Annotated in this window: 11 protein-coding genes; 6 read left to right on the top strand and 5 right to left on the bottom strand. The window is 45.8% G+C overall.

Annotated elements, in window-relative coordinates; genetic code table 11:
- Positions 1 to 70 precede the first annotated feature (70 nt).
- The gene (gene gldJ, locus LZG72_RS16340) at positions 71 to 1,330 is read left to right on the top strand and encodes a gliding motility lipoprotein GldJ (RefSeq protein WP_233874633.1); all 1,260 of its coding nucleotides are present in this window, start codon (positions 71 to 73) and stop codon (positions 1,328 to 1,330) included.
- Positions 1,331 to 1,381: 51 nt separating this feature from the next.
- On the opposite strand, the gene LZG72_RS16335 is transcribed toward gldJ, so the two are convergent.
- On the bottom strand, positions 1,382 to 2,074 hold the full coding sequence (locus tag LZG72_RS16335; RefSeq protein ID WP_233874623.1) for a ComF family protein: 693 nt from the start codon (positions 2,072 to 2,074) through the stop codon (positions 1,382 to 1,384).
- Between the two features lie 70 nt (positions 2,075 to 2,144).
- On the opposite strand from LZG72_RS16335, the gene LZG72_RS16330 reads away from it, so the two are divergent.
- Positions 2,145 to 3,506, top strand: a complete 1,362-nt coding sequence (locus tag LZG72_RS16330; RefSeq protein WP_233874621.1) for a dihydroorotase — start codon at positions 2,145 to 2,147, stop codon at positions 3,504 to 3,506.
- Here LZG72_RS16330 and LZG72_RS16325 read toward each other — a convergent pair.
- The 3 genes from LZG72_RS16325 to LZG72_RS16315 all read right to left on the bottom strand — a co-directional run bounded on the left by LZG72_RS16325 (position 3,489) and on the right by LZG72_RS16315 (position 7,852).
- Positions 3,489 to 3,914 (bottom strand): (deoxy)nucleoside triphosphate pyrophosphohydrolase, encoded by a 426-nt coding sequence (locus LZG72_RS16325; RefSeq protein ID WP_233874619.1) that lies wholly within the window; start codon positions 3,912 to 3,914, stop codon positions 3,489 to 3,491. The genes LZG72_RS16330 and LZG72_RS16325 overlap by 18 nt on opposite strands.
- Before the next feature lie 86 nt (positions 3,915 to 4,000).
- Positions 4,001 to 5,026 (bottom strand): Holliday junction branch migration DNA helicase RuvB, encoded by a 1,026-nt coding sequence (ruvB, locus tag LZG72_RS16320; RefSeq protein ID WP_233874615.1) that lies wholly within the window; start codon positions 5,024 to 5,026, stop codon positions 4,001 to 4,003.
- 63 nt (positions 5,027 to 5,089) lie between these two features.
- Positions 5,090 to 7,852 (bottom strand): PKD domain-containing protein, encoded by a 2,763-nt coding sequence (locus tag LZG72_RS16315; protein WP_233874612.1) that lies wholly within the window; start codon positions 7,850 to 7,852, stop codon positions 5,090 to 5,092.
- Between the two features lie 339 nt (positions 7,853 to 8,191).
- Between LZG72_RS16315 and LZG72_RS16310 the strand changes: the two genes are divergently transcribed.
- Positions 8,192 to 9,223: a type IX secretion system membrane protein PorP/SprF gene (locus LZG72_RS16310; RefSeq protein WP_233874602.1), complete on the top strand. Its 1,032-nt coding sequence runs from the start codon at positions 8,192 to 8,194 to the stop codon at positions 9,221 to 9,223.
- A 72-nt stretch (positions 9,224 to 9,295) separates the two neighbouring features.
- The gene (locus LZG72_RS16305; protein WP_233874599.1) at positions 9,296 to 10,087 is read left to right on the top strand and encodes an NIPSNAP family protein; all 792 of its coding nucleotides are present in this window, start codon (positions 9,296 to 9,298) and stop codon (positions 10,085 to 10,087) included.
- A 67-nt stretch (positions 10,088 to 10,154) separates the two neighbouring features.
- Here the strand turns inward: LZG72_RS16305 and murQ are convergent, their stop codons facing one another.
- Positions 10,155 to 10,958: an N-acetylmuramic acid 6-phosphate etherase gene (gene murQ, locus LZG72_RS16300; protein ID WP_233874596.1), complete on the bottom strand. Its 804-nt coding sequence runs from the start codon at positions 10,956 to 10,958 to the stop codon at positions 10,155 to 10,157.
- A gap of 224 nt (positions 10,959 to 11,182) precedes the next feature.
- Between murQ and ilvD the strand changes: the two genes are divergently transcribed.
- Positions 11,183 to 12,865 (top strand): dihydroxy-acid dehydratase, encoded by a 1,683-nt coding sequence (ilvD, locus tag LZG72_RS16295; RefSeq protein ID WP_233874582.1) that lies wholly within the window; start codon positions 11,183 to 11,185, stop codon positions 12,863 to 12,865.
- A 50-nt stretch (positions 12,866 to 12,915) separates the two neighbouring features.
- A complete protein-coding gene (gene ilvB, locus LZG72_RS16290; RefSeq protein ID WP_233874580.1) occupies positions 12,916 to 14,676 on the top strand; it encodes a biosynthetic-type acetolactate synthase large subunit in 1,761 nt (586 codons plus the stop codon).
- The last annotated feature ends 18 nt before the right edge of the window (positions 14,677 to 14,694 follow it).

The raw sequence follows: 14,694 nt of genomic DNA, 5'->3' as shown, positions 1-14,694 counted from the left end.
ATTTCTTACATTTGCGGTTTCGCATACTATAAAATACCAAACTATAACGTCACTTTAAGCAATGATTTGCATGCAAAAGATGGGTACCCGGTCGATCGCGTTGATGTTAATTGTGATATTAGCGGCTACTTCATGTAGTAAAAACAAAAGGCCTACCAGTTTGAAACCTGGTAAAACGAGCTCCAAAACAGGTTTGGCGTACAATGGTAAAGACGGCTTTGAGGTAAAACAGTACAAAGCACTTCCAGCAGGCCCTGACCTTGTTTACATCGAGGGAGGTCGCTTTACAATGGGATCTTTGGAAGAGGAGGTAATGAGCAGGAGGGATAACCCAAAGAGAACGGTCAGTATCCAGTCTTTTTATATGGACCAGACGGAAGTCGCGAATGTCCATTATCTGGAATACCTGAATGCGGTACAACGCGATTCATCTGAAGAATTTTATGCCAAAGCGTTGCCTGATACCAATGTCTGGTTCAACGAATTGTCTTTCAATGATTCTTATGTAACGATGTATTTGCGTCACCCTGGCTTCCGTCTATATCCGGTAGTGGGCGTTTCATGGGTTCAGGCAAATGACTATTGTGCGTGGCGTACAGCCGCGGTTAGTCAGGCTAATAATACGGCCGGTGCAGCTGCTGCAAGCGGCAAGAAAAAAGGGTTTTCTTTCGGCAAGAAAAAGAAAGCTGCTGATGCTGCAGTTGCGGAAGCAGCCGGACCAGCGCCACAACTTAGAATTGAAAGTGGCTACGTAATGCCGCCATACCGTCTTCCAACGGAAGCAGAATTTGAATATGCGGCGATGGCGATGATCGGAACACAATATTCAGATGAAAATCAGGCCAATTCAAGAATTTATCCCTGGGATGGTTCGACCATGCGTCAGCCCCGCGGACGGAAACAAGGTACAATGCTTGCAAACTTCAAACGTGGTCCTGGTGATTACGCTGGTATCGCAGGTAAATCGAATGACGGCGCGATTATTACGCAAGAAATTCGCTCGTATCCGGCTAACGACAATGGATTGTACGATATGGCAGGAAACGTGAGCGAGTGGGTTTATGACGTGTATCGCCCACTTTCCAATAGTGATGTGAACGACCTTAACTCATTCCGTCGCGATGGGTACCAGGATGAGTCTAAAAACTACGATACTAAAAACAGCAACTCTTTGGTGGATGATAAGCTGAGAGTTTACAAAGGCGGTTCGTGGTCAGATGTAGCTTACTGGTTGTCTCCAGGAACACGTCGCTATATGGATCAGGATTCAGCAACTGCAATGGTAGGTTTCCGTTGTGCGATGATTGCGACCGGAAGTCATAAGGAATAAGAAAACCGGATATTTTGTTAGCCGCGATTTTAGGATCGCGGCTTTTTTATTTTAATGCTGTGCCAAAGCAATGGTCAGAATGTAAAACTGGGTGCAGCCAGCTGTTTTTAAAGTCTCAACACATTCTTCCAATGTCGCGCCGGTTGTGAGTACATCATCCATAATGATGACGCTTTCAGGTAGGCTTTTTTCTCTCACTTCGAACACGCCGCGGACATTTTCGCGACGCTCCGTTTTACTTTTTCCGGTTTGCGTTTCCGTGTATTTTACCCGTTCCAAAGCGGTTCCAGACCAGGGAATGCCGGTAGCAGACGAAAATCCTTCAGCAAGCAAGTCACTCTGATTATAACCCCTGTTCTTCTTCTTTTTACGATGCAAAGGTACGCTGATGATCAGTTCTGCATTTGGCAGTTCGCCCGCTGCCAGCATTTCCTGACCAAACATAAAACCCATTAAAATCCCTACTTCCTTATTCCCACGGTATTTGAGGACATGAAGCAGTTTTTGAACTTTGCTTTTTTTGGTAAAAAGTAAAAATGAATGCGTAGAAATGATTTCCGGGACATTCACAAATTTATACTGCAGGGTATCCTTGTTCATGCCCTCACTGTTAAGCCGGGGTAGTGAAATCCTGCAAACGGTGCATATCGTTTCTTCATTTCCTATCAATGGCTTTTCGCAGCCTTCGCAGCAACGGGGGAAAATGAGATCGATGAAATCATTGAAGACAATCTGTAATGTCATTTTTGAAAAATTATAGTGGGTGAATTTGACCTGACTGAATACCTTTGCGCTACCAAATCTTTATCCGGATATGACAACGCTGATCATTAATGCACGTGTAGTAAATGAAAATACCGTCCAACATTTAGACGTATTAATTGAAAATGGTCACATTAAAAAAATCGGGAAGGATTTACAAAGTACGCCGGCGGACCGAATTATCGACGCGAAAGGCCAGTATCTCATGCCTGGAATAATTGACGATCAGGTGCATTTTCGCGAACCGGGACTGACCCACAAAGCCAATATCTATACAGAATCAAAGGCGGCAGTGGCAGGTGGGGTTACTTCGTTCATGGAAATGCCAAACACGGTCCCGAATACCTTGACGCAGGAATTACTGGCAGATAAATACGAGATCGGCGCAAGAACTTCACTTGCTAATTATTCCTTCTTCATGGGCGCTTCCAATGACAATTATGAAGAAGTAATGAAGACAAATCCGTCACAGGTTTGCGGGATTAAGATATTTATGGGGTCATCAACCGGAAATATGCTGGTGGACGCTCCGGATGTTTTGGAGAAGATTTTTACAAATGCACCCTGCATTATCGCAACGCATTGCGAGGATGAGCCGACGGTTCGCCAGCGCATGGAGCATTTTAAAGAGCTTTACGGCGAAAATGTGCCTTACAACATTCACGCGCTCATCCGGAACGAGGAGGCTTGTCTTAAATCTTCGTCTTTTGCTGCTTCTCTTGCGCACAAGCATAATACAAGGCTACATATTCTGCATATTTCCACGGGCGACGAAGTGATCTTATTTGAACCGGGGATCCGGAAAGACGGAACAATTCTCCTGGCGGACGGTCAGAAAAAATTAGTTACGGCAGAAGCTTGTGTACACCATCTCTGGTTCGACGCGGAGGATTATCATACACTTGGTAATAAAATTAAATGCAACCCGGCCATTAAAGCACCGCATCATAAAGAAAAGATCCTGCAGGCTGTGCTGGACAATCGCATCGATGTGATTGCCACAGACCATGCGCCGCACACCATCGAGGAAAAAGCGCAGCCTTACTGGCAGGCGCCATCCGGATTGCCGCTCGTACAACACACTCTGAATGTGATGCTGGAGTTAAGCAAGGAAGGGAAAATCTCAATCGACAAAGTAGTTGAAAAAATGAGCCACGCCGTTGCGGACTGTTTTGATATCAAAGACCGGGGCTATATTCGTGAAGGCTATCACGCTGATTTGATCCTCGTAGATACCGGTGACATCACGCATGTGGAGCAGTCAAACCTTTATTCCAAGTGTGGCTGGTCACCGTTTGAAGGAACAACTTTTGGCTCAAAGGTTACGCATACCTTTGTTTCAGGGCATTTGGTGTATGAGAATGGAAATTTCAATGAAAGCGTAAAAGGGCAGCGACTACTTTTTAACCGATAAGTACTCGTAGTAATTCTCGATTACATTCAAATCAGCCTCCGTCCAGTCGAGAGAACTGAGTTCTTCGGGACCCAGCCAGAGAATTTGCTCATGCTCGGTCAATGTAATTTGCAGAGTTTTGAGGCGGCAAATGAAGGGTACCAGTATAATCTCACGCCAGCCCTGATCTTTGGAAGTAACCGGAAGTTTCTGGATAATTTCAATATCGACATCCAGTTCTTCTTTGATTTCGCGATACAATGCATCTTCGTCCGATTCATTTTTTTCAGCCTTTCCTCCGGGAAACTCCCATTTTAAAGGAAAAGATAATGCAGCGCTGCGTTGTCCCGCCAGTACCTTTCCGTTGTATTCGATCACAGCACATGGCACCCTCACAACCAACTTTTCGGAAACAAGTACTTCATTCATAGAGGCGGTCGTAGTAATTTACCGCGAATTTACTACTTCTATTCCTAATTTGCACGCTATTCTAAAAAGTTCATATTCTGATCATATCAGAATAATTCGCCGGATCGGTTGCGTGGTAATATTCCAAGATGCCTGAATGCTTTCTCCGTAACCTCGCGTCCGCGTGAAGTACGTTTCATATACCCTTCCTGGATCAGAAAAGGCTCATACACTTCCTCGATCGTCTCCGCTTCTTCCCCGCAAGCGGTGGCAATGGTTGACAGACCAACCGGCCCGCCTTTGAATTTGTGGATAATGGTATTTAGAATGCGGTTATCCATTTCATCCAAACCATTCTGATCCACATCTAGTGCTTTTAATGCCATTTCAGCGATCGCAACAGTTACCCGGCCATTCCCTTTTACCTGTGCAAAATCCCGCGTTCTGCGCAACAGATTATTCGCAATCCTCGGAGTTCCGCGGCTGCGCCGGGCTATCTCAAAAGCGGCATCATCTTCCAGAGGAGTTCCCAGGATTGCAGCTGAACGTTGCAAAATAGATTTCAATAACTGTGCATCATAATATTCAAGACGCGCATTGATACCAAACCGGGCACGCAGCGGAGAAGTGAGCATACCGGCCCGGGTAGTAGCCCCGATTAATGTAAAAGGGTTCAGACCAATTTGAATGCTTCTTGCATTTGGCCCGCTGTCGAGCATAATGTCAATTTTGTAATCCTCCATGGCGGAATACAGATACTCTTCCACAATGGGGTTTAACCGGTGGATTTCGTCGATAAAAAGTACATCATGCTCCTGCAAATTAGTGAGCAAACCTGCCAGATCACTTGGTTTATCGAGAACGGGACCGGAGGTAATTTTGATACCTGCCCCCAACTCGTTCGCAACGATGTTGGACAAGGTCGTTTTACCTAAACCCGGAGGCCCGTGAAGCAAAACGTGGTCCAATGCATCGCCTCGCTGGCGAGCAGCCTGCACAAAAACTTTCAGGTTTTCGAGAATTTTATCTTGCCCGGTAAAATCGTCAAAAGTAAGCGGACGTAATGCCCGCTCAATCTCTTTTTCAGTATTGGATAGATTTTCTTTATCTCCGGACAGGTAATCCTGGCGCATATTCGGTGCAGTAAGTCAAATTATTTAATCAAAAATAACCGTTTTAATCTGCAAAAAGAAGGATTATCTGATCACCATGACCGATCCGCGTTTTACGATCGGGGCCCGCTCAGGGAAGTAGAGAGCTTCGTAGGAAAGTACATACGGGTATGCTCCCGGCTGGACTTTCTGGCCTTTATAGGTTCCGTCCCAGCGTTCTTCAAGGTTAGTTGTTGCGTAGATTACTTCTCCCCAGCGGTTGTAAATGCGGATCTGAAAATTGGTATAATAGGCCCCGAAAATCTCTAATATTTCATTATGGCCTTCTCCATCAGGAGTAAATGCATCGGGAATGAAGAAACGCGGTTCACATCGGTCGATTACATTCGTTACTTGTTCTGTAACACATCCCACCGAATTCGTCGCCCTCACTACATATTGGCCCTCCTGATTCACTGTGATCGTTCGCGTGGTATCCCCGGAAGCCGGCCACAGATAAGAGAGTTGACCCTGACCATTTGCATCGAGTATGACGGATTGACCATCCGGAATACAGATCGAATTTTCGGGCGCGAGACCAAGGATCGGTGACGGAAGTTCCCCAACCTGAATGGTATCCGAGTTAAAACAATCGTTTCTGTCTTTTACAATCACAAAATACGTCCCTGCCTGGCCTACCGTTACATCACGGGTTTTTTCTCCGGTACTCCAGTTGAATTCAATCCATCTTTCGCTTTGAACCGTCAGCACAATGGAGCTATCGCGGCAAAGTGTCGTATCCGGCCCGATCGAAAAGGCGGGCGGGCGGCGTAATGTAATTTCAATCGTATCTGCGGAATAACATTCTCCTTGCGGACCGTTAAATGCCACAGCAATGTAACGTCCGGTAGCAATCGCATTATAGGTTTTCTGGCGTCCCACTACCCTGCCCCGGTGAATCCAGGCATACACTTCGGCCTGCACATTCATGTCCAGAGGTACAAAATTACCGCAGGTATCTTTGTCGGCGCCGAGGTTGATCTGTGGCGGCGTTTCGTAAATGGTAACTTCTTGAATGATGGTTGTATCCTTGCATTTATTCGTGGCGCGCATCCGTACCATGTAAGTACCTGGCTGCGTGTACGTGTAAGTCGCCTGAGTTTCTTTGGATGGGGCTGTGAAACTTCCGTCACCTAGGAAATCCCATTGATAACTGTCTTCGATCGGATCGCAGATCGGGCTGGCCTGAAAAGTGGTAGGCTCATTGGTACAAAACCCGCTGGCTTCAAATCCGGGCCCGGATGCTTCCTGCGTAAAGTCCTGGACCATGTTAGGTAATCCGAGCTGACTGTTTTTACCTCCCAGGTTCACGTCGTCACGTTCATATTCCACGCCTGTGATCGAATTTCCTTCCGGTTCGCCAATGGTAGCAAGGTATTCGCTGCCCTGGATCGCCATATAAATCCTTCCATCCGGGCCGAATTGCAATGCACCGAATTTACGTGTAGCTGAGCTGTCAATTGTAATCGCGGTTTCTTCCAAAAGACTATCAGGTAGGGTCAAATCGTATTGTTTCAAATACGAATTCGTCCCGTTTTCTCCTGAAAAAGAGATATACATTTTCTCGGCGCTGGGCGAAAACTCAATACCATATGCGGTAGGTGGCGCAGGCCCGAGATCGATGGTTTTATCATAGGTTAATGTCCCGGTAGAATCGTTGAAACTGAATAGTTCGACGTAATTTCTAGGTGGCCCAGGGATAATGACGGCTAATCTCCGCTGGCCGGTTGTACTGTCGGCATTGGAAAACTTCATGTAACCTTCCGCTTTATTCAGACTGTCATGCGCCATACCCAGCTCCGGTGCGCTGCTTTCCACCAAGCCTCCGGTTGTTGCATGAAAAATTCGGAATTTATTTGTTCCGTAATCGTGTGAAATAACCCAGTAAGTACTATCGCGGTCATTACGGGCAGACACTATACGTTCTGTTGTAGGCTGTTGGAGTGTTGTATTTTGTTCAATGATTGCGCCAAGCCCATTATTCCTTCTCATATCGACAACACTCACGGTCAAAAGCTTTTCGCCATTGATGTCGGAGGTTGTAAAAACATTGAACAAATATTCACAGCCTTTACAGGTCGGCTGCGGGACAATCAATACGGATTGCGTGGAATTCGGACTTCCTTTGAGGGGCGCACAGTTCCCCGGCGCAAAACAGGGCATGACGTCCCCATTCTTATTCCAGACGGTTATACCATCTGAATAAAACAGAAGCTGGCCTTTCGAATTGGCGATTGAGGAAGTACCCTCGGGCGTATTTACCTTTCCATCGGTGATAGGCGTGGGCGGGGTATTAGAAAAATCAAGACCTGCATTTCCCCCAAAATACCATTTTGCACCTTCCTGGGCAGAAGGTTCCATACAGATCTTCACATTGATCCGATCCTGGATTTTACAGCCATTCGGCAGAATAACCTCTACGGAGTAACAGCCTGAACTGTCCACATTCAATGTTTGAGTCGTATCTCCTTTCGGGTACCAGACGAACTTTGCACCATCCGGAGCGCCATTTGGGTAGGGATCAAGAATTAATGTATCGCCAGGGCAGATGGTGGTATCTGTTTTCCACTCCTGAAATTGCGGCGGTAATTCACCGATCTGAATAACCTGAGAAACAGTCTGCGTAGCGCCGCCTCTGATCGTGCGTACGAGCGTCACATTATAGGAGCCCGGAGCCATATAGGAATGTTGCGCATTGCGCCTAGTGTCGGTAGCGCCGCCTTCGCCGAAACTCCATCGCCACGCAATGGCAGTACTCAGCGTATCCCTGAATGAAGTCGAATCGGCTGCACAGTCCGGGTTTTGCATACACTGACCATCTATCAAAAACGGAGCTTGTGCTTTTGCGTATCCTGTGGTTAACAGGATGAGAAAGAAAAATGCGCAAAATATTTGTTGGTACTTATTATAAAATCGCCCCATGTTTCGTTACTTGTTCAAACACCCCTAGCCACCACATTTGATATTCAAATTACCCGACAATACTAACGAAAATAAAATGTTAAAATTTTGTGCGGGAATGTCGGTAAAACCACTCTTATTTGAATATTAATACGCAATTTGAATATATTTTGTGAAATTAATCTGGGTAATTTTTGAGAGCCCGTAACCTTATCGCCATTTATCCGGCGGTGATTTATTATTTATATGACGAAGCGTATACTTTGCCTTTTTTTACTGACACTTTGCTGCCTGGATGGTTGGAGCCAGGATCCGCAATTTTCTCAGTTTTATGCAAATCCACTTTACCTGAATCCGGCGCTCGCGGGAGGTGCATTGGCGCCGAGAGCTACCGTTAATTACCGCAACCAGTGGCCGTCGCTATCTGCGAATTTTGTTACAACCTCATTTGGCGCAGATGCTTTCTTTTCGAATTTCAATAGTGGTGTAGGTGTATTGGTAACCATGGACAGTCAGGGTTTGGGTAACCTCAAATCAACAGAAGCAGCATTACAATATTCGTATCAGATCCAGTTTAATGAGGTTACTTCGCTCAGGCTGGGAGTTCAGGGAGGATTTGCTTCCCGTACATTGGACTATTTTGGATTGACTTTCGGGGATCAGTATAATAATGGCGGACTTACCGGCCAACCTTCGGAGGATCCGTTTGCAAAAGGTGGCCCGAATGTCTTTTATGCTGATTTTGGCGCAGGTGCAATGCTGTATTCAGATTGGTATTGGGCAGGTGTTTCGGCTCACCATCTAAACAAACCGAACCAGGCATTTTCCGATTTATCGCAGGCCAGGCTCCCGGTAAAAGCCAGCTTGCAGGCGGGTTTGCGTATTCCTTTTGCAGGGTACACATTTTTGGGGAATGAAATTGACAAGGAAAAAACCATTTCACCTGCCATTATGTATAAAAAACAGGGAAAATACGATCAGTTCGACGCAGGATTATATGTGACCATTGAGCCGCTCGTACTTGGCGCGTGGTACCGTGGAATCCCATTTAAAAAGTATGCAGAGAATATCAATAATCACGAATCTCTGATCTTTCTTGCCGGTTTTCGCCAGGATAAATTTTCAATCGGTTACAGTTATGACCTGACGGTTTCTACGCTTGGTGCCAGCAGCGGCGGCGCGCATGAGATCTCACTTTCTTATATTTTCCCTCCATTAGAACCGAAGCTCAGAAGATCAAAATCCAGTAAGAAGCAACTTTCCTGCCCGAAATTCTAATGATCTTATTAGGGTAAATCCGGGATTCGGAAGTCTTACTGATTGCAACGGAACATCATTACTTATTTACTTATGCGTAACATTCTAAAAAAGAAAACAACACTTCTTTCTCTCCTGCTGTGCCTCATCACACTCAGTACACAGGCTGCACCACCGAAAAGAGAATTTTATCAGATTAAGCTCTACCATTTGAAGAACAAAGACCAGGAAAACCGTGTCGATGCTTATTTGAAAGACGCGTACATTCCGGCTTTGCATAAAGCAGGTATCAAAAATATAGGTGTTTTCAAGCCTGTCGCTACTGATACATCTGCCGGAAAGCTGATCTATGTTTTGATCCCGATTAAATCGCTTGACCAGCTTGTTTCCATTCCTCAGACTTTGAATAAAGATGCTGCATATCTCGCGGCAGGCAAAGATTACATTGATGCGGAATACAAAAACGCACCTTACGCGAGGATCCAATCCACGGTGTTGAGAGCTTTTGAAAACAGCCCAATGTTGAAAACGCCAACATTTTCAACACCGAAAAGCGAGCGCATCTATGAGTTGAGAAGTTACGAGGGGCATACCGAAAAGATCCACGTGAATAAGGTAAAACAATTTAATGCCGGAAACGAAATCGGTATTTTTGATCGCCTGGGCTTCAATGCGGTTTTTTATGGCGAAGTAATTTCCGGTGCAACGATGCCGAATCTAATGTACCTGACTACATTCTCGGACAAAGCGTCCCGCGATGCACACTGGAAATCGTTCAGCGACGATGCAGAATGGGGAAAAGTGAAGTCGATGCCTGAGTATCAGAATAATGTATCTAAAAACATCACATTGTTCCTTTACCCGACTGATTATTCAGATTACTAAGATTTTTAAGATAAAAAAGACCGGACCTGAAATCATTTCAGGTCCGGTCTTTTGCTTAAAATACCTGCTATTTTTTAATCGATTCAATTGCGCCCCGTACACTTCCATATTCTTTTAAAAGGGATTCAGCTTCGTCCGGTGAGATATTCAGTTCTTCGATGATCATGCGAATTGCGCGGTTTACCAGCTTTTCATTGGTCATCTGCATGTCGACCATTTTATTGCCCTTCACTTTTCCCAGCCGGATCATCACTGCCGTAGAGATCATATTTAAAACCAGCTTTTGAGCCGTTCCTGACTTCATTCGGGTACTGCCGGTCAAAAATTCGGGACCAACTACCACTTCCACCGGGAATTCTGCCGCAGCAGCTACGGCTGAGCCACTATTGCAGACCACACATCCGGTGAGTAACCCTGCTTTTTGAGCCTCGTTCAATCCGCCGATCACGTAAGGCGTGCGCCCGGAAGCAGCAATGCCGATCAATGTATCATTTTCATTCGGCGCATATTCTGCCAGATCAATCCATGCCTGCTCCGCATCATCTTCCGCATTTTCCACTGCTTTTCTGATCGCTTTATCTCCGCCGGCAATAATGCCGACGACCAGATCAAAGGGGACGCCGAAGGTAGGCGGACACTCCGATGCATCGACCACACCCAACCGGCCACTGGTACCAGCGCCGATATAGAATAACCTTCCACCTTTTTGCATTCGCGGTACAACCTGCTCCACCAACGCCTCGATCTGCGGAATTGATTTTTGAACAGCATTTGGGACAGTCTGATCTTCGTTATTAATGGCTGTCAAAATAGCTGCGACACTCATTTTTTCAAGATCATTATAGTAAGAAGACGATTCGGTAGTCTGCATTTTAAATTCGGTTGGTCAAACTCAAAATTAAATGTTTTCCGTATATAGGCATTAACCTTCTTTTAATTTGGTATTAATCTCAGAAAAATAACAAAAAAACTCGTGAATGTTTGGAAAATAAAAAGATACCCGGCTAATTTGTAAGACAAAGATCAATTTAGCGAATTTTCGCTACAAGTTATTCTTACGCTGAAAAGAGATAATTATCCGATACAAATTCACCAATGGCAGAACTGAACAAATTTTCAAAAACCCTTACCCAGGAAGTTACCAACCCGGCAGCGCAGGCCATGCTTTATGGCATTGGCTTAACCGAAGCTGATCTCGAAAAGCCGCAAATAGGCATTGCCAGCACGGGTTACGAAGGCAATCCCTGTAATATGCATTTAAATGGCCTGTCTGTTTATGTAAAACAAGGAGTTACTGCCAATAATATGGTTGGTCTGATCTTCAATACAATCGGCGTTTCGGATGGGATGACGAATGGAAATGACGGAATGCGTTACTCATTGCCTAGCCGCGACATTATCGCAGATTCCATTGAAACAGTTGTTTCGGCGCAGTGGTATGATGGTGTAATTGCAGTGGTGGGTTGCGACAAAAATATGCCGGGCGCGGTAATGGCGATGGCTCGCCTGGACCGTCCCGCGATCATGGTTTATGGTGGTACCATTCGTTCAGGACATTATAAAGGACAAAAACTGGATATCGTTTCTGCGTTTGAGGCATTGGGTAAGAAGTTTGCCAACAACATTTCAGACGAAGATTTTAAAGGAGTTATTCAAAATTCTATCCCGGGTCAGGGTGCTTGCGGTGGTATGTACACTGCCAATACGATGGCGGCGTCTATCGAAGCAATGGGAATGAGCCTGCCATTTAGCAGTTCGTACCCTGCAACCCACGAGGGGAAGCAGGAAGAATGCAAGAAGATAGGTGTGGCGATGAAAAAATTGCTGGAACTGAACATTACCCCCAAAGAAATTATCACGACAAAATCGCTTGAAAACGCATTAACGGTAGTAATGGCGTTGGGTGGTTCAACCAATGCAGCTTTGCATTACCTGGCAATTGCACGCTCCGCGGGGCTTTCGTTGACATTAGATGATATTCAGGCTATTTCAGATCGCACGCCATTTATCGCGGATCTTAAACCAAGTGGTAAGTATTATATGGAAGATATTCTGGCAATCGGCGGCGTTCCTGCGATTACCAAGTATTTGTATTCCAAAGGGTTGATTCACGGAGAATGTATTACCGTAACGGGTAAAACAGTAGCCGAAAACCTTGCAGAAGCTCCTGATCTTGATTTTGAAACCCAAAAAATGGTGTTTCCTCTTGAAAAAGCAATCAAGTCTTCCGGACATATTCAAATTATGTATGGAAACCTTTGTCCAACGGGGGCAGTTGCAAAAATCACTGGAAAAGAAGGTATGACGTTCGATGGCGAAGCCAAAGTGTGCGAGCACGAATCGGAGATCATTACCATGCTTTCAAAAGGTGAAATTAAGGCTGGTCATGTAGTTGTAATCCGCAATGCGGGACCAAAAGGCGGACCTGGCATGTCGGAAATGCTTAAACCCACTTCGGCTGTAATGGGAGCCGGTTTAGGAGACAAGATTGCATTGATCACAGACGGCCGTTTTTCGGGCGGAACGCACGGTTTTGTGGTAGGTCACATTACTCCCGAAGCATTCGACGGCGGGCCGATTGCATTGGTAAAAGACGGCGACCGTATTACTATTGACGCAAATACACGCCAGTTGACACTTCACATTTCGGACGAAGAAATGGCAGCCCGCGCAGCCCAATGGGTTCAGCCCGCTCCACTTTTTACAAAAGGAATGCTTGGAAGATATATCCGTACAGTAAAATCAGCCAGTGAAGGTTGCGTTACGGACGAAGCCTAGTCATTGAGCATTAAAGAATAAGAAATTCATCGGACTAAAATTTAAGGGTCATGGAATTTAATGAGAATCAAACGCAGACCGTACAGATCGCAGATCCTGCGGTATCTGTTGCCAAACCGGAACTAATTAATGGATCGCATGCCCTGATCCGCTCGCTGATTGAGGAAGGTGTAGAAACTATTTTCGGATATCCCGGCGGCGCGATTATGCCCGTGTACGATGCCATTTATGATTATCAGGAGGATATAAATCACATTCTGGTGCGTCATGAGCAGGGTGCGGCACATGCGGCCGAAGGTTTTGCGCGGGTTACCGGCGAGGTAGGCGTTTGCCTGGTTACTTCTGGTCCTGGCGCTACAAATCTTGTAACCGGAATAGCCGACGCAATCATCGATTCAACGCCGCTGGTTTGCGTGGTTGGTCAGGTTGCTGCACATTTGCTGGGTACGGATGCATTTCAGGAAACGGATGTGATAGGGATCACAATTCCCATTACCAAATGGAATTACCAGATCACGCGGGCTGATGAAATACCGGAAGTGATGGCAAAGGCATTTTACATTGCCAAATCCGGTCGCCCGGGACCGGTTTTGATCGACATTACCAAGAATGCTCAGAATGAGTTGATGTCCAAGGAGTTTTCTTACAAAAAATGTGAAAACCTGATTAGTTACCGCCCTCGTCTGGCACCAAAAGTAGATCAGGTCGAAGCGGCTGCAAAGTTGATCAATGAAGCTAAAAAGCCTTTTCTATTTGTAGGCCACGGTGTTCGGATCTCGCATGCTGAAAATGAGCTGATCAAATTTATTGAGAAAACGGATATTCCCGCCGCCTCTACATTACTCGGACTTTCTTGTGTTTCAGTAGATCACCCGAATTACGTGGGCTGGCTGGGAATGCATGGAAATTATGGCACCAATGTGCTCACAAACCAATGTGACCTGATCATCGCTGTCGGCATGCGGTTCGACGACCGGGTTACCGGTGACGTAAGCCGCTATGCGAAGCAGGCGAAGGTTGTTCACATTGAAATTGACCCGGCTGAGATAGGCAAAATAGTAAAGGCGGACGCACCCGTGGTAGGAGATGCCAAGATTGCGCTTGAAATGCTTCTTCCATTGGTCAAAGAAAATAACCATAAAGAATGGATTGCGGAGTTCAAGAAATTTGATGCGATTGAGGATGAAAAGATTACGCAGCCTGAACTTGCGCCAACGACCGAAAAAATCAAAATGGCGGAGGTAATCCGCACATTGTCAGATAAAACCAAAGGTGAGGCTGTGATCCTGGCAGACGTAGGCCAGCATCAGATGATGACAGCTCGTTATTATCAGTTTAAAAAACCGAATTCGTTCATTACATCCGGCGGACTGGGTACAATGGGTTATGCATTGCCAGCTGCATTTGGAGCGAAAGTGGGAGCGCCTGACCGTGAAGTTGTCGCGTTCATCGGCGATGGGTGTTTCCAGATGACGATTCAGGAGCTGGGGACAATTGCGCAAAGTGGATTACCTGTCAAAATCATCATTCTGAATAACAATTTCCTCGGAATGGTGCGTCAGTGGCAGCAGCTTTTCCATCAGAAACGCTACTCGTTTGTTGAGCTTCAAAACCCTGATTTTATAACAATTGGAAAAGGTTTTGGAATTGATGGACATACCTGCTCGGCACGCGAGGATTTGAATGCATCGCTTGATAAAATGCTGGCTTCGGGCAAACCTTACCTGCTGGAAGTGATCGTAGAAAAAGAAGAAAATGTATTCCCTATGGTTCCAACCGGAGCTTGCGTGGCAGATATCAGATTAGAATAAACGGCTAAAAATTGCATT

Source organism: Dyadobacter sp. CY323 (assembly GCF_021390245.1).
Taxonomy (GTDB): domain Bacteria; phylum Bacteroidota; class Bacteroidia; order Cytophagales; family Spirosomataceae; genus Dyadobacter.
This window is presented reverse-complemented; position numbering and strand designations above follow the sequence as displayed.